Here is a 15,999-nt window from a genome sequence, read left to right as displayed (position 1 = left end):
ATGAGCATCGAAGTCCGCGTTCCCGCCCTGGGCGAAAGCGTCACCGAGGCCACCGTCGCGACCTGGTTCAAGAAGCCGGGCGATGCGGTGGCACAGGACGAAATCCTGTGCGAGCTGGAAACCGACAAGGTGTCGCTGGACGTGCCGGCCCCGGCCGCTGGCGTGCTGGCGGAAATCCTGGCGCCCGATGGCACCACGGTTGCCGCCAATGCGCTGCTGGCCATGATCGCCGAAGGCGCTGGCGCCGCTGCCCCCGCGCCCAAGGCCGAGGCCGCGCCGGCCCCGGCCCCGGCCGCCGCCCCGGCGGCCAAGGATGTCGAGGATGCGCCCTCGGCCAAGGTCGCCATGGCCGAGGCTGGCCTGACCCGCGATCAGGTCACCGGCTCGGGCCGCGATGGCCGCGTGATGAAGGAAGACGTGGCCGCCGCTGTCGCCGCGATCAAATCGGCCCCTGCCGCCGCCCCTGCGGCCCCGCGCGCGCCGGTGGCCGCCGATGACGCCAGCCGCGAAGAGCGGGTCAAGATGACCAAGCTGCGCCAGACCATCGCGCGCCGCCTCAAGGAAGCGCAGAACACCGCCGCCATGCTGACCACCTACAACGAGGTGGACATGTCCGGCATCATGGAGCTGCGCAACGAGTACAAGGACGCCTTCGAGAAGAAGCACGGCGTGAAGATGGGCTTCATGTCCTTCTTCGTCAAAGCCTGCTGCCATGCCCTCAAGGAAGTCCCCGAGGTCAACGCCGAAATCGACGGCACCGACATCGTCTACAAGAACTACGTCCACATGGGCGTGGCTGTCGGCACGCCGACGGGTCTTGTGGTGCCGGTGGTGCGCGATGCCGACCAGATGTCCTTTGCCGCGATCGAGAAGAAGATCGGCGAGCTGGGCCTGCGCGCGCGTGACGGCAAGCTGACCATGGCGGAAATGCAGGGCGGCTCGTTCACCATCTCGAACGGCGGCGTCTATGGCTCGCTGATGTCCTCGCCCATCCTGAACCCGCCGCAATCGGGCATTCTGGGCATGCACAAGATCCAGGACCGCCCCGTAGTGGTCAAAGGGCAGATCGTCATCCGACCGATGATGTATCTGGCGCTGTCCTACGATCACCGCATCGTGGACGGCAAGGGCGCCGTGACCTTCCTGGTCCGCGTCAAGGAAGCGCTGGAAGATCCGCGCCGCCTGCTGATGGATCTGTGATCAGCTCGGGGCGGAACCGGAAACGGCTCCGCCCCGTTCCTCCTGCGGCGCCACCCGCGCCGTTTCCGGAGACCCTTGATGCAGCTTCTTCTCCAGACCAGTGCCCGCGATCTTGACGCCTGGAAAACCGCCTTCGACGCCAGGGCCGAAGACATTACCGGTGCCGGGCTGACCACCTTGCAAATCTGGCGCGGCGAAGACGCCACCATCCTTGTCCTGTTCGAGGTTCACAACCGCGAACGTGCTACCGACTGGCTTGGCCGCCAGGTTGCCCTTGGCACCGCCCTGACTGCCCAGTTTCTCGAAACCCTCTGACTGCTGTCCACGAGTGATCTGCTCCTGCCATGTCCGTCGCCGTCCTTGCCTGCATGCGCAACGAAGGGCCATTCCTGCTGGAATGGGTCGCGTATCATCGCGTGATCGGCTTTGATCGCGTGATCGTGGCGACGAATGCCTGCACCGATGGCTCGGACCGGCTGCTGGACGCGCTGGCGGCTGGTGGCGCGCTGACCCACCTGCCGCATGTGCCGCCCGTCGGGGCAACGCCGCAAGACAGCGGGATGCGCGCGGCGCTGGCACATCTGGCCGATGCCCCGGCCGACTGGCTGCTGCACATTGACGCCGATGAATTCCTGAACCTGCGGGCCGGCAGCACCCTGACGGATCTGCTGGCGCTTGGCGATCAGGCCCATGTCATCGCCCTGCCCTGGCGCGCCTTTGGCGACAGCGGGCACGCACAGTGGCCCGGCGCCACCTTGCCTCATTTCACCCGATGCGAGGCGGCGGCAAATCCCGAAACCACCAAGTTCAAGTCGCTGTTCCGCCCGGCCGCCTTTGTCCATGCCCACGATCACATGCCGGTCGGCCCCCGCATCCCCGCGCCGCGCGTGGTCGCGGCCAGCGGGGCCGCGCTGGACCCGGCCCCGCTGCTCTCGCACAGGCACCATTCCCGCTACCGCCCGCTTGATCTGTCGCTTGCCCCGGGCCTGGCGGTGATCAATCACTACGCCATCCGCTCGACCGACTGCTTCCGCCTGCGCGCGGCCCGGGGCGACGGTCAGGGCAAGGACGGAGCGAAATACCGCCCCGGCAGCCGCTGGCACCGCATCGCCAACCGCAACGAGGCCGAGGACCGCAGCATCCTGCGCCATTGGCCCGCCACCCTGACCGAAATGGCCCGCCTGCGCGCCCTGCCCGGCGTCGCCGAGGCCGAGGCCGCAACCCTTGCCGATTTCAACACACGACGGAGCGCCCTGACATGACCCCGGAACTGACCGCCCTCGTCCTGGCCTGCCTTGTGCAGGTGGCAAGCGTCCTTGCCGCCGGCAGGGCAATGGGGCGCGATGCCGGATCACAATGGTCGGCCGGCCCGCGCGACGAGGTGCCGGATTTCTCGGTTGCCACCCGCCGGCTGCAACGCGCCGCCATCAACGGATTCGAAGGGCTGGCCTTCTTCACCATCGCCGTCCTCGTCCTGACCCTTGCCGACAAGGCGGGCACGCTGACCGCCCTCTGCGGCTGGGTCTATGTCGGCGCCCGCATCCTCTACATCCCCGCCTATGCCAGGGGCCTTGCCCCCGGCCGCTCGATCATCTGGGGCATCGGCTTTCTCGCCACCATCATCATGCTGATCGCCAGCTTGCTCTGATTGCCCCTTTGCCTTTTTACAAATACCCTCGGGGGGTCCGGGGGGCAGACAGCCCCCCGGCGCCGCCGGACACAAGGAGACCCGAAATGGCCAACTTCGACCTCATCGTCATCGGCGCCGGCCCCGGCGGCTATGTCTGCGCGATCCGCGCCGCACAGCTCGGGCTGAAAGTCGCCTGCGTCGAGGCGCGCGACACCCTGGGCGGAACCTGCCTCAACGTCGGCTGCATCCCGTCCAAGGCGCTCTTGCATGCCACCCATTCGCTGCACGAGGCCGAAGAAAACTTCGCCAAGATGGGCCTCAAGGTCGATCTCCCCAAGGTCGACTGGGACAAGATGCTGGCCTACAAGGGCGATGTGATCGGCTCGAACACCAAGGGCATCGAGTTCCTGTTCAAGAAGAACAAGGTCACCTGGCTCAAGGGCTGGGGCTCAATCCCGGCGGCCGGCAAGGTCAAGGTCGGCGACGACATCCACGAGGCCAAGGCCATCGTCATCGCCACCGGCTCGGAACCCTCCAGCCTGCCGGGCGTGCCGGTCGATGAAAAGACCATCGTCACCTCGACCGGGGCGCTCGCGCTGCCGAAGATCCCCAAGTCGATGGTGGTGATTGGCGCCGGCGTCATCGGGCTGGAAATGGGCTCGGTCTATGCCCGTCTGGGCGCCGAAGTGACGGTCGTCGAATATCTCGACGCGATCACCCCCGGCATGGATGCGGAAATCGCCAAGGCCTTCCAGAAGATCCTCGCCAAGCAGGGGCTGAAATTCGTGCTGGGCGCCGCCGTCCAGGGCGCCGAGGCGACCAAGAAAGGCGCCAAGGTCAGCTACAAGCTGCGCAAGGACGACAGCGCGCATGAGATCGAGGCCGATGTCGTGCTGGTTGCCACCGGCCGCAAGCCCTATACCGCTGGCCTTGGCCTCGAGGCGCTGGGGGTCGAGATGCTGCCGCGCGGTCAGGTCAAGACCGACGATCACTTCCGCACCAATGTGCCCGGCGTCTATGCCATCGGCGATGCCATCGTCGGCCCGATGCTGGCCCACAAGGCCGAAGACGAAGGCGTTGCCGTGGCCGAGATCATCGCGGGCAAGCATGGCCATGTGAACTATGGCGTGATCCCTGGCGTCGTCTACACGACGCCCGAAGTTGCCTCGGTCGGCGCGACCGAAGAACAGCTCAAGGAACAGGGCCGCGCCTACAAGGTCGGCAAGTTCAGCTTCATGGGCAATGGCCGCGCCAAGGCGGTGTTCCAGGGCGATGGCATGGTCAAGCTGCTGGCCGACAAGGCGACCGACCGCATCCTTGGCTGCCACATCATCGGGCCGGGCGCAGGCGATCTGATCCACGAAATCTGTGTCGCGATGGAATTCGGCGCCTCGGCCGAGGATGTGGCGCGCACCTGCCATGCCCACCCGACTTTCTCGGAAGCGGTGCGCGAGGCCGCGCTTGCCTGTGGCGATGGCGCGATCCATTCCTGATGCGCGCCTTGATCCAGCGGGTGACCGAGGCATCGGTCACCGTTGATGACCGCGTGACCGGGGCCATTGGCCCCGGTCTGCTGGTTCTGGTGTGCGCCATGCAGGGCGACACCGAGGCCGAAGCCGACCGGCTGGCCGCGCGCCTTGCCAAGCTGCGGATCTTTGCCGACGAGGCGGGCAAGATGAACCGCTCGGTGCGCGATATTGGCGGGGCGGTGCTGGCGGTCAGCCAGTTCACCCTGGCCGCTGATACCTCGCGCGGGAACCGGCCCGGGTTTTCCACCGCCGCAGCCCCGGATGTGGGCGAGCGACTTTACGAACATTTCATGGCGGCCCTGATGCGTGAGGGCCTGCCGGTCGAGCGCGGCGAATTCGGTGCGGACATGGAGGTCCGGCTACTGAACGATGGCCCGGTGACGATCTGGATGGAAAGCTGAGCCCGGCGCGCTTGCGCCCAGCGACGGCCCCGGCCCGACCTGCGGATTTGGGTATTTGGGGCAAGATGATGCAAACGGGCGAGATGCCGGGCCAGGCCGCCGTGGCGTTCCGGGCAACATCGACAGTCAGCGCAGCGGCGCGGACGCCCTTGCAAGCCCGGTTTCCCCTCATTCATCTGTCCACAAATATCCCACGGGGAGGTCTGGAGGGGTGTGAAACCCCTCCAGCGGCCAGCCAAGGGGCGCCAAGCCATCCGCAGGCCGATCCGTTCTAGCGTTCGGTCAGCTTCAGCTCGATCCGGCGGTTCTGGGCGCGGGCCTCGGCGCTGTCGCCAGGGGCCACGGGGCGATATTCGCCAAAGCCTGTTGCGGCCAGGCGGTCGGGCGGGAATCCCAGCTGGTCCTGCATGAAGCGCACCACCGACAGGGCGCGGGCCTGGCTGAGTTCCCAGTTGTCCTTGAACTCGCCCAGACCGGACAACGGCACATTGTCGGTATGGCCATCGACTCGCAAGATCCAGTCGATGCCTTCGGGGATCTCGCGCGCGGCATCCAGCAAGGTCGCGGCAACGCGGGCGATCTGCGCCTGGCCTTCGGGGGCCAGATCGGCCGAGCCGGGGTTGAACAGCACCTCGGACGAAAAGACGAAGCGATCGCCCACGATGCGAACCCCTTCGCGCCCCGACAGAACCTGACGCAGCTGGCCAAAGAATTCCGAGCGGAAGCGTTCCAGGTTCTGCTTTTCCGCCTCGAGCCGCTTGCGCTCTGCGGCCTCAAGTTCCGCGCGGCGTTTCTGCTCCGAGGCGACCTGGGCCAGAGCCGTGTTCAGCTGGGTTCCCAGCGCATCAAGTTGCAGCCGCTTGTCGGCATCGGCGCTTTCGGCAGCCTCGAGCAGGGTCTGCAAGCTGCCAAGCTGGGCACGCAAGGCAGCCACCTGTTCGTTCAGCAGGGCGACCTGCCGGGCCTGTTCGGCGGTGCGGGCCTGTTCCTGGCTGAGCTGCGTATTGGCCGCGGCCAGCAGGGCAGCGCGGCGTTCGGCCTCGGTCGTTGCCAGGGTCGCGGCATCTTCGGCGGCCAGTTGCGCGGCGATGGCCGCGGCCAGCTCGCGGCGCACCTCTGTCATATCGGTGCCCTGGGCGCGCAGGGCGGCAAGGTCGGCCTCGGTGGCGCGTTGGGCCAGCAAGGCGGCGGCGAGTTTGGCATCAATGTCGCGGCGGGCGGCCTCGGCGGCGGCAAGCTGGGTCAGGGTTTCTTCGGCCCGGCGGCGCTGATCTTCCAGCGCCAGTGTCATCGCAGTCAGTTCGCTGTCGGCCGTCTCCAGCCGTTTGCGCAGGGTCTCGGCCGCGGCGATTTCGGCCAGACGGGCGGCTTCGGCCTCGGTCAGGGCCTTGCCTTGCTCGGCCAGCTGGCGTTCGGCCTCGGTCAAGGCGGTCCGGCCCTCTGCCTCGCGGTTGCGCAGATCGGTGACCAGCGCCTCCAGCGCCTCGCGGCGGGCGGCGGCAAGGCGCGCAGCCTCGGCGGCCGCGTCGATTTCTGACCGGGCGCTGGCCAGCGCAAGGTTCAGCGCCTCTTGCTCGGTCAAAAGCTGTGTGCGCGCGGCCTCGACCTCATTGAGGGTGGCTTGCAGGCGGCTGCCCTCACCCCGGGCCGCATCGCGTTCCGCGATCAGGGCCAGCACCTGTTGTTCGAACCCGGTGATGCGGGCATTGGCCGCGTCAAGTTCGCCTTGCCGCGCGGCAAGCTGGCCGGTCAGCGAGGCAATCAGCGCCGCCTGCGCCTGACCTTCGGCCTGCGCGGCCGTCAGATCGGTCTGAAGCCGGGTGGATTTGGCGGTCTCCAGCCCCAGCGCATCGGCCAGCTGGGCGACCTGCGAGGACAGCGAGTCCAGCTGGCTGTCTTGCGTGGTGATCGTATCGCGCAGCACCGACTGAACGATCATGAAGACCGACAGCACGAAGATCAGCACCAGCAACAACGAGCCGATGGCGTCGACAAAGCCCGGCCAGATGTTCGTCGACATCCGCTGCGAGGCGCGACGCCCGAGCGCCATGGCCTAGCGCCCGCCCAGGCGGGACAGCTGGCGGATCGCCTGCGTCAGCGCGCCAAGGTCAGAGCGCAGATCGGCAATGCTTTCCTGCCGGCCGGCGCTGATTTCCTCAAGGATGCGCAGCAGTTGCACGTCGATGGAGCGCAGGCGCATCCGCGCCTCGGCATCCGAACCAAGGCCGCCGTCCTGATCGACCACCGCCAGCAAGCGATCCTGCGCCGCCGCCATCCGGTCCTGGCCATCGGCGATCCGGGTCAGGATCGGGGCATCGCCCTGACGGTCGGCCAGCCTGCGGAACCCGTCGGCCAGCGCCTCGAGCCCGGCGGCAAGGGTCGCGCGATCTTCGGCGGCGCGGGCCTCTTGCGCCTCGAGCCGGGTGACGATCTGGTCCAGCGCTTGGGCCAGCGCGGTGGCATCGCCGCTGCCTTCGCCGTCGCCCGAGGCAAGGCCGATCCGGGTGATCGACGAGAGCCATTCTTCAAGTTCGCGGTAAAAACGGTTCTGGCCGTGTCCTGCGAACAGCTCGAGCAGGCCGACAACCAGCGACCCCGCCAGCCCCAGCAGCGACGAGGAAAACGCCGTGCCCATGCCGCCCAGCTGGCTTTCAAGGCCGCTCATCAGCTTCTGGAACACCTCGACCGCAGTTTCGCCCTCTTTGGGGGCAAGGGCGCGGATGGTTTCGACAACGCCGGGAACGGTGGTGGCCAGGCCATAGAACGTGCCCAGAAGGCCAAGGAAGATCAGCAGGTTCGACAGATAGCGCGCGATGTCGCGCGCCTCGTCGATCCGAGTGGCGACCGAGTCGAGGATCGACCGGGTGCTGGTCGCGGAAATCTGCGTGCGCGCCCCGCGCGAGCGCAGCAGCGCGGCCAACGGCGCCAGCAGACGGGGGGCGAGGGTGTAATCAAGGCCGGGGCGCTGCGCGACAAAGGCCTCGAGCCAGCTGACCGAAATCATCAGCTGGATCACCTGCCAGAAACAGGCCAGCACGCCGATCAGGAACACCAGCGCGATGAAGCCGTTCAGCCAGGGGTTGGTCAGGAATATCCCCTCGACCGCCGAATGGATGACCCAGGCGCCGCTGGCCACCAATGCGATGACGGCCAGCATCACCACGATCTGGCGCACCGGCTGGGTGAACAGCGCAGTTTCGCGCGCGGTCTTATCGGAAAGTGTCGTCAACGGAACGGTCTGCCCTGTGCCCTGCCCGAGATTGCCGCATCCTAGGCTGCGGTGCAGCAACTGCCAACAGACTTTCGCATCCGAGAGGCGGCGATCTTGCCCCGATCCGGCCCGCAGCGGTGCCGGCTCTGGCCAAGCCCCCCGTATCGGCGCTAGTCTGGGCCGGACCAAGCAGGAAGGGCCCGCCATGACCCCGCACGATGCCGCACTTCGCACGCGCGAGATTTGCGCGCTGGCGCCGGTGGTTCCGGTTCTGGTGATCGAGGAGGTCGCCCATGCCCGCCCGCTGGCCGAAGCGCTGGTCGCAGGCGGTCTGCCCGCGCTGGAGGTCACCTTGCGCACCCCTTGCGCGCTGGAGGCGATCCGCGCGATGGCTGCGGTTGCGGGCGGCGTTGTGGGGGCGGGAACGCTGCTGACCCCGGCCGATGTGGCGGCGGCCAAGGCGGCAGGGGCGCGCTATGGCGTCTCGCCCGGGGCCACGCCCGCGCTCTTGGCGGCGGCCGAGGCCGAGGGGCTGCCGCTGCTGCCGGGCGCGGCCACGGCCTCTGAGGTGATGGCCCTGCTGGAACGGGGCTATGACATGGCCAAGTTCTTTCCCGCAGCCAATATCGGCGGCGCCGCGGCGCTGAAGGCCCTGGCCGGGCCCTTGCCGCAGATGGGCTTCTGCCCGACCGGCGGGATCGGCGCCGCGACGGCCGCGGACTATCTGGCGCTGCCCAATGTGCTGTGTGTCGGTGGCAGCTGGGTTGCCCCGGCCCCGATGGTGGCGCAAGGCGACTGGGCGGGGATCGAGGCGCTGGCCAAAGCCGCCTGCGCCCTGAAACCTGCCGGAAAATAAGTCATTCTGACGGGTGACACCGACCGGCCTGCCTGCATCCTGCGCCCATCCCCCGGAACCGGAGAAGACCATGCCCCACGATATCACCCTGATCGGCGCCCCCGTGGACGAAGGCCAGCGCCGCGCCGGTTGCCTGATGGGGCCGGCGGCCTATCGCGTGGCCGGGATCGCTGCCGCGATTGCCGATCTGGGCCACGATGTCGAGGACATGGGCGATGTCAGCCATGGCCCGCTGGAGACTGCCACTTGCCCCAACGCTGCCGTGCATCATCTGGCCGAATGCATCGGCTGGACGAGATCGCTGGCCGCCGCCGGACAAGACGCCATGGCGCGCGGGCGGTTCCCGGTGTTCATGGGCGGCGATCATGCCCTGTCGATGGGATCGGTGGCCGGGGTGGCGGCCCATGCTGCCGCCATCGGGCGCCCGCTGTTCGTGCTGTGGCTGGATGCGCATTCCGACTTTCACACCCCGCTGACCACCACCTCGGGCAATCTGCACGGAACGCCCGTCGCCTATCTGTCGGGGCTGGAAGGGTTCGATGCCTTCCCCGCCTTTCCTGCCCCCGTCCCGCCCGAACGGATTTGCCTATACGGCATCCGCTCGGTCGATCCGGCCGAACATCGGGCACTGAAGGCGCATGGCATCACCGTGCATGACATGCGCGTGCTGGACGAGCAGGGCATCGTCGCGCCCTTGCGCGGCTTCCTCGATCAGGTCGCGGCGGCAGGCGGGCTGCTGCATGTCTCGCTGGATGTCGATTTCCTTGACCCGTCGATTGCGCCGGCGGTCGGCACCACGGTGCCTGGCGGCACCACCTTCCGCGAGGCGCATCTGGTGATGGAACTCTTGCATGAAAGCGGGCTGGTCAGCAGCCTTGATCTGGTCGAGCTGAACCCCTTTCTGGACGAGCGCGGGCGCACGGCCAGGCTGATGGTCGATCTGGTCGGCAGCTTGATGGGGCGCAAGGTGTTTGACCGGCCGACCCGCAGCTTTGGCTGAGCGGCCGGTCAGATCAGCTCCAGCCCAGAGGCGATGTCGGTCAGCGACCCGGCCCCGACGATGACGATCACCGTGCCTGCGCTGCCAAAATCCAGCACCGCATCGCCCTCGGCGCTGATCCGTCCAAAGGTGTCGACCACCTGCTGGCGGGTCAGGATGCCGTGGTCGGCCCGCCAATGGCCGCTGCCGATCACGATATGGTCCGATTCGGACTGCGCATAATCCTCGATCCGGTTCCAGCCGGCACCCCGCCAGAATTCGAAGCGGTCCGCCCCCGCGCCGCCCCACAGCCGGTCGAACCCCGGTCCGGCAAGCAACGTGTCGTTGCCGGCGCCGCCTTGGCCGGTATCATTGCCCGCACCAAGGTAGATCAGATCGCTACCATCGCCGCCCTGCACGCTGTCATTGCCGGTGCCGCCCATCAGCGTATCCCACCCCGCGCCGCCCTGCACCAGATCGTCGCCCGCGCCGCCCCCTGCAACATCGCCCCAGTCTGCGGCGGTCAGCGTGTCGCGCCCGTCGGCGCCCCACAGCGCGTTGCCGGTGCCATCTTGCGCCACGATCAGATCGTCGCCCGCGCCGCCCCCCAGGGTGTCGGACCCGCTGCCCCCATAAAGGCTGTCCTGCCCCGGTCCGGCCCAGACCTCGTTCTGACCATGATAGAGCAGGACGACATCGTCCCCCGTGCCGCCCCAGACGGTATCGCCCGCCATCCCCTCGGGCCAGGCCGAGGGGCCCTCGATCCGATCATCCCCCGCACCGCCGACCAGCAGGTTGTTGCCCGCACCGCCGCGCAGCGTGTCATTGTCGCTGCCGCCATAAAGCGTGTCGTTGCCCTGCGCGCCGATGATCAGGTCATCATCGCCCCCGCCCGACAGAACGCTGGCGGTGCGGATGCCGATGATCGTGTCGGCCCCCGGCCCTGCGGTCAGGTTGAAGACCTCGCCGGCAAAATGCCAGAGCCAGCCGTCGCTTTGCCCCGGCGCGCCATAAAGATGCTGAAGCGATTCAATATCCAGCTGGGAATAGGCCGCACCTGGTGACCCGGTCCGGGAATAGGACATCAGGGTATGAAACGTCGTGTCCATATCTTCGGCCAGAACGACACCGCCTTCGAACGGATGTTTCAGCCCGACGACATGGCCCAGCTCGTGCAGCACGATCTCATAGGCCCAGCCACCAGGCGGGAACCCCCCGGCCTGGTCGATGACCATATAGGCAGCACCTGTTCCCCAGCTTTCACCGATCCAGGGGTAATGCGCCCAGCCGCCATAGTTCGATCCCGAGGTGCCAAAGATCTGCACCATTGTCTCGGTCCCGGTGGTCTCGACGAAGGTCACGCCGCTGATCGCAGAGACCGCCGCCATCGCCGCCCGGGTGTTCGCGCGCTGATCGGCGCTGAAGCTCCAGTAGCCGTCATTCGGATGGGGCTGATAGTCGACCAGTGACGGAAGCTCGGCCGCCTCGAGAAAGCTGTAGGATACGAAAACCTGCGTCCCAAGCTGGGTCATCGCGTTGAAGCGGGCTTCGGGATAATCCAGATAGGCCAGAAGCGCCGTATAATCGCGCACCTCGCCGGTCGCGGCATCGGCGGTCAGACCGAATGTCGGGGCACCGTCACAGTCCTTGATGCCCGAGCAGGACCACTGGAAACACACAAGGCACATGAACAAGGCTCCGACACCCGGGAATCGTGACGCCGAAGACTTGCCGCACTTGCCGGCGGACGCAAGGGCCGGTCGCTGCGCGACATGTTGCAGCGGCAGAGCGCATTGGCATTCGCCGCAATAGTTGCGAAACATTTGCCTGTCACGGGGCCACGAGTCAGGCCGGAGGGGAAGAATCATGAGCTACAGGTCAGTCTATTCGGCATGGGCCGCCGACCCTGAAACCTGGTGGATGGACCAGGCCAAGGCCATCGACTGGGTCAAGCCGCCGTCGAGGGCGCTGTTCGCGGAAAACGCGCCGATCTATGAATGGTTCGCCGACGGCATGGTCAACACCTGCTGGAACGCTGTCGACCGCCATGTCGAGGCCGGTCGCGGCAGCCAGTATGCGATCATCCATGACAGCCCGGTCACCGGAACCGTCCACAAGATCACCTATGCCGAATTGCAGGACCGCGTCGCCCGTCTGGCCGGCGCGCTGGCGGCCAAGGGGATCGCCAAGGGCGATCGGGTCATCATCTACATGCCGATGATCCCCGAGGCGCTGGAGGCGATGCTGGCCTGCGCCCGGATCGGCGCGATCCATTCCGTGGTGTTCGGCGGCTTTGCAGCGGCGGAACTGGCCACCCGGATCGACGATGCCAAGCCCAAGGCGATCCTTGCGGCATCCTGCGGGATCGAGCCGGGGCGGATCGTGCATTACAAGCCGCTGCTGGATGGCGCGATCGACCTCGCCAGCCACAAGCCCGAGTTCTGCGTGATCTATCAGCGCGAACAAGAGGTTGCCAAGCTAATCGAAGGGCGCGACTTCGCCTGGCACACCTTTCAGTATGGCGTCGAGCCTGCGCCCTGCGTCCCGGTCGAGGGGAACCACCCGGCCTATATCCTTTATACCTCGGGCACGACGGGCCAGCCCAAGGGTGTCGTGCGCCACACTGCCGGCCATCTGGTCGCGCTGCACTGGACGATGAAGAACATCTATGGCGTCCATCCGGGCGAGGTGTTCTGGGCGGCCTCGGATGTCGGCTGGGTCGTCGGGCACAGCTACATCTGCTATGGCCCGCTGATCCATGGCAACACCACCATCGTGTTCGAAGGCAAGCCCGTCGGCACCCCCGATGCCGGCACGTTCTGGCGGGTGATCGCCGATCACAAGGTCTCGGCGCTGTTCACCGCGCCCACCGCCTTTCGCGCCATCAAGCGCGACGACCCCGAAGGCAAGCTGGTCGGCAAATATGACCTGTCCAGCCTGCGCACCCTGTTCCTGGCCGGTGAACGCGCCGACCCCGACACGATCCAGTGGGCGCAGGCCAAGCTGGGCGTGCCGGTGATTGACCACTGGTGGCAGACCGAAACCGGCTGGGCCATCGCCGCGAACCCCGTCGGCGTCGAACTTTTGCCGGTCAAGCTGGGCAGCCCTTCGGTCGCGATGCCGGGCTATGACGTGCAGGTGCTGGACGAAGGCGGCCACCCCGTCGCCCCCGGCACGCTGGGCGCCATCGCGGTGAAACTGCCGCTGCCCCCGGGCACCTTGCCGACGCTGTGGAATGCCGAGGATCGGTTCCGCAAAAGCTATCTGTCGCATTTCCCCGGCTACTACGAGACGGGCGATGCCGGCTATATCGACGAGGATGGCTATCTCTACATCATGGCCCGCACCGATGACGTGATCAACGTCGCCGGCCACCGCCTGTCGACCGGCGCGATGGAGGAAATCCTGGCCGGCCACCCGGATGTGGCCGAATGCGCGGTGATCGGGGTGACGGATGCGCTCAAGGGGCAATTGCCGCTGGGCTTCCTGTGCCTCAACAAGGGCTGCAACCGCGATCATGCCGAGATCGTCGGTGAAACCGTGAAGCTGGTGCGGGACAAGATCGGGCCGGTGGCGGATTTCAAGAAAGCCGTGGTGGTGGACCGCCTGCCCAAGACCCGCTCGGGCAAGATCCTGCGTGCAACGATGGTCAAGATCGCCGATGGCGAGACGTTCAAGGTGCCGGCAACCATCGACGATCCCGCCATTCTGGACGAAATCCGCAGCGCCTTGCAGACGATCGGATATGCACGGTCGTGAATGACGCGAATTGCGCGGCAGCCATTCAAACCGGCTGCCGCGCGATTTTGACCATGCGTTCAACTCAAGGGCTTTTCCCCGCACGAACACTCGCCTAGACTTGGTCACAGTGATGGACGATTTGGCCGGGATAGTGACCCGGAAGATGAATTGATCAGGAAGGGCCATGACCGCAGATATGCCGCCCATTCAGCAGGCACATGATGCTGGACTTCCTGTTTTCTATGACCAGCCAGAACTTTGCATCAACAGATACAATAGCCTGATGCGGATGGTCGGCCCCGCGCGCGGGGTGGACCTGCTGGATCAGCTGGCCATCGACATTCAGGATGCCAGGCAGCGGATCGGGGCTGCCGTCACCATCCCCGATTGGACAGTCGTGCGCGCGCAATGCCATATCCTGATCGGGGTCTCGGGCACTGTCGGCGCCGAACGGCTGCAAAGGATTGCCGAAATCGTCAATCGCACGGCTTGCGAGCAAACCGATGGCGCGGAAATTCGGGTCCTGATGCCCGACCTGTTGCAACAGCTTGATCGGCTGGCCGCCTTCATCGCGGATCGCCGGAGCGAACTGCCTTATGAGTGATATCCCCACACTGCTGCTGGTCGAAGATACCGCCTCGCTGCAGGTCGTCTACCGATCCGTGCTCGAGGCGGCAGGCTATCAGGTCGAGATCGCCCCCGATGCCGCGCGCGGCCTTGTGGCCTTTCGCAAGCTGAACCCGGCGGCCGTGCTGCTCGACATCATGTTGCCCGACCGCGATGGCCTGTCGCTGATGAGCGAGATGCTGGAAGAGCGCCCCGAGACGCGGGTGGTGGTCATCACCTCGAACGGCTCGATCAACAAGGCGGTCGAGGCGATGCGCGCAGGCGCGCAGGACTTTCTGGTCAAACCCTTTGACGAGGCCCGGTTTCTGGCGACGGTCCGCAATGCCCTGCGCGCCGATCCCGATGCCGGCGCCCCGCCCGCGCAGGGCGGGCCGACAATGGCGCGCCCGTCCCCGACAGGGTTTCGCGGCCTGCTCGGATCGTCCCCGGCCATTCGCCAGGTCGAGGATCGCATCCGCTCGGTCGCGCGGTCGATGGCCAGCGTCTTCATCACCGGCGAAAGCGGCACCGGCAAGGAACTGTGCGCCCAGGCGATCCACGATCTGTCGCCCCGGGCGCGCGGGCCGTTCATCGTGCTGAACTGCGGGGCGATCCCGTCGGATACGCTGGAATCCGAAGTGTTCGGCCATATTCGCGGCGCCTTTCCCGGCGCGGTGAATGACAAGGCAGGCGCGGCGGTGGTGGCCGATGGCGGCACGCTGTTCCTCGATCAGGTCTGCGAGATGGATCTGGCGCTGCAACCCAAGCTGCTGCGGTTCTTGCAAACCTCGTCGGTCACGCCCGTGGGCGCGGCGCGGCCCCGCCGTGTCGATGTGCGGATCATCTGCGCCACCAACCGTGACCCGCTGGACGCCGTGCGGCGCGGCACCTTCCGCGAGGATCTGTATTACCGCCTGCATGTCGTGCCGATCCGCATGCCCGCGCTGCGCGATCGCGGCGACGATGTGATCGAGATCGCCGAAGCCGCGCTGGCCCGCTACACCGTCGAGGAAGGCCGCCGCTTTACCGGCCTGTCCGACGAGGTGCGCGCGCTGTTCCGCACCCTGCCCTGGCCTGGCAATGCCCGCCAGGTGCTGAACGTGATCCGCAATGTGGCCGTGCTGCATGATGGCGATCTGGTGACCTCGGACATGCTGCCCGAGGATCTGATGGTGGCCGAGATCGCCGACCCCGTGCCCCTGCCCCCTCCCGCACCCGACGCCCCGACTGACGTGCCGGATCAGCTGGGCCACTTGCTGGCAGGCCGCACCCTGGCCCAGATCGAACGGCTGGCGGTCGAGGCCGCGATCGAACGCCATGGGGGATCGCTGCCACGCGCGGCGCGCGAACTCGGGGTGGCGCCTTCAACCCTCTATCGCAAGCGCGAGGGCTGGCTGAGCGGCGAGTGACCTGCCCACTCGTGGCAGGCCGCCCCCAGCCCGATGGCGCCCGGCACATCCCCTCCGCTCGTGGCAGGGCCGGGCCGTGGGACAACACGCACCGCCCGGATCAAGACAATGCCCGCACCGGCAAGGCTGCGGCCAGCCCAGATCGGCGCAAACGGCACCGCCCCCCACCTGCCGCTCGGCTTTGCCTTTTTCCAGATACCCGCCTGCGCCGGGGCCAGGCGCACCTGCAACCGAGGTATGGATCAGACTCAACAGAAGGCCGCAGCGCGTGCCAGCACTGATACCGCCGAAGTACTCTGCACAAGCCGCGCCAGCCCCTCGAAAACCGCTTGGCTTTGCCTTTTCCAAAATACCCTGCGGGGAGGTCCGGAGGGGTGCAAAACCCCTCCGGGGCCGGGGCCATGCACACCGGCAACCCAGGGTCGACCACAGCCAGG

At 67.0% G+C, this 15,999-nt stretch carries 14 protein-coding genes; 11 read left to right on the top strand and 3 right to left on the bottom strand.

Features of this window, described 5'->3' with window-relative positions; genetic code table 11:
• From odhB to dtd, 6 genes are all read left to right on the top strand, one after another.
• Nucleotides 1–1,200: a 2-oxoglutarate dehydrogenase complex dihydrolipoyllysine-residue succinyltransferase gene (gene odhB, locus G481_RS0101460; protein ID WP_035024760.1), complete on the top strand. Its 1,200-nt coding sequence runs from the start codon at nucleotides 1–3 to the stop codon at nucleotides 1,198–1,200.
• A 78-nt stretch (nucleotides 1,201–1,278) separates the two neighbouring features.
• Nucleotides 1,279–1,515, top strand: coding sequence for a hypothetical protein (locus G481_RS0101455; protein WP_028028422.1), 237 nt, complete (start codon nucleotides 1,279–1,281; stop codon nucleotides 1,513–1,515).
• Nucleotides 1,516–1,544: 29 nt separating this feature from the next.
• Nucleotides 1,545–2,462, top strand: a complete 918-nt coding sequence (locus G481_RS0101450; protein ID WP_028028421.1) for a glycosyltransferase family 2 protein — start codon at nucleotides 1,545–1,547, stop codon at nucleotides 2,460–2,462.
• Nucleotides 2,459–2,848, top strand: a complete 390-nt coding sequence (locus tag G481_RS0101445; protein ID WP_028028420.1) for an MAPEG family protein — start codon at nucleotides 2,459–2,461, stop codon at nucleotides 2,846–2,848. Before G481_RS0101450 ends, G481_RS0101445 begins: the two co-directional genes overlap by 4 nt.
• An 86-nt stretch (nucleotides 2,849–2,934) precedes the next feature.
• Nucleotides 2,935–4,323 carry a dihydrolipoyl dehydrogenase gene (gene lpdA / locus G481_RS0101440; RefSeq protein WP_028028419.1) on the top strand — a complete coding sequence of 463 codons (1,389 nt, stop codon included), beginning with the start codon at nucleotides 2,935–2,937 and terminating at the stop codon, nucleotides 4,321–4,323.
• Complete coding sequence (dtd, locus tag G481_RS0101435) at nucleotides 4,323–4,760, top strand: D-aminoacyl-tRNA deacylase (protein ID WP_028028418.1); 438 nt, start codon at nucleotides 4,323–4,325, stop codon at nucleotides 4,758–4,760. Before lpdA ends, dtd begins: the two co-directional genes overlap by 1 nt.
• Nucleotides 4,761–5,031: 271 nt before the next feature.
• On the opposite strand, the gene G481_RS0101430 is transcribed toward dtd, so the two are convergent.
• Nucleotides 5,032–6,810: a peptidoglycan -binding protein gene (locus tag G481_RS0101430; RefSeq protein WP_028028417.1), complete on the bottom strand. Its 1,779-nt coding sequence runs from the start codon at nucleotides 6,808–6,810 to the stop codon at nucleotides 5,032–5,034.
• Between the two features lie 3 nt (nucleotides 6,811–6,813).
• On the bottom strand, nucleotides 6,814–7,917 hold the full coding sequence (locus tag G481_RS0101425) for a hypothetical protein (RefSeq protein WP_051294266.1): 1,104 nt from the start codon (nucleotides 7,915–7,917) through the stop codon (nucleotides 6,814–6,816).
• A gap of 259 nt (nucleotides 7,918–8,176) precedes the next feature.
• Between G481_RS0101425 and eda the strand changes: the two genes are divergently transcribed.
• Nucleotides 8,177–8,827: a bifunctional 4-hydroxy-2-oxoglutarate aldolase/2-dehydro-3-deoxy-phosphogluconate aldolase gene (eda, locus tag G481_RS0101420; RefSeq protein WP_028028415.1), complete on the top strand. Its 651-nt coding sequence runs from the start codon at nucleotides 8,177–8,179 to the stop codon at nucleotides 8,825–8,827.
• A gap of 70 nt (nucleotides 8,828–8,897) precedes the next feature.
• The gene (gene rocF, locus G481_RS0101415) at nucleotides 8,898–9,827 is read left to right on the top strand and encodes an arginase (protein WP_028028414.1); all 930 of its coding nucleotides are present in this window, start codon (nucleotides 8,898–8,900) and stop codon (nucleotides 9,825–9,827) included.
• Nucleotides 9,828–9,835: 8 nt separating this feature from the next.
• Here rocF and G481_RS26840 read toward each other — a convergent pair whose 3' ends face one another.
• Nucleotides 9,836–11,494 (bottom strand): reprolysin-like metallopeptidase, encoded by a 1,659-nt coding sequence (locus tag G481_RS26840; RefSeq protein WP_051294230.1) that lies wholly within the window; start codon nucleotides 11,492–11,494, stop codon nucleotides 9,836–9,838.
• Nucleotides 11,495–11,672: 178 nt separating this feature from the next.
• Here G481_RS26840 and prpE point away from each other — a divergent pair, with 178 nt between their 5' ends.
• The 3 genes from prpE to G481_RS0101395 all read left to right on the top strand — a co-directional run bounded on the left by prpE (nucleotide 11,673) and on the right by G481_RS0101395 (nucleotide 15,562).
• Nucleotides 11,673–13,565 (top strand): propionate-CoA ligase PrpE, encoded by a 1,893-nt coding sequence (gene prpE / locus G481_RS0101405; protein ID WP_028028413.1) that lies wholly within the window; start codon nucleotides 11,673–11,675, stop codon nucleotides 13,563–13,565.
• A gap of 166 nt (nucleotides 13,566–13,731) precedes the next feature.
• Entirely contained in the window at nucleotides 13,732–14,151 is a 420-nt protein-coding gene (locus tag G481_RS0101400; RefSeq protein WP_028028412.1) for an Hpt domain-containing protein, read from the top strand.
• Complete coding sequence (locus tag G481_RS0101395) at nucleotides 14,144–15,562, top strand: sigma-54-dependent transcriptional regulator (RefSeq protein WP_028028411.1); 1,419 nt, start codon at nucleotides 14,144–14,146, stop codon at nucleotides 15,560–15,562. Before G481_RS0101400 ends, G481_RS0101395 begins: the two co-directional genes overlap by 8 nt.
• The last annotated feature ends 437 nt before the right edge of the window (nucleotides 15,563–15,999 follow it).

This window comes from Gemmobacter nectariphilus DSM 15620 (assembly GCF_000429765.1).
In the GTDB taxonomy this organism is placed as follows: Bacteria; Pseudomonadota; Alphaproteobacteria; order Rhodobacterales; family Rhodobacteraceae; genus Wagnerdoeblera; species Wagnerdoeblera nectariphila.
This window is presented reverse-complemented; position numbering and strand designations above follow the sequence as displayed.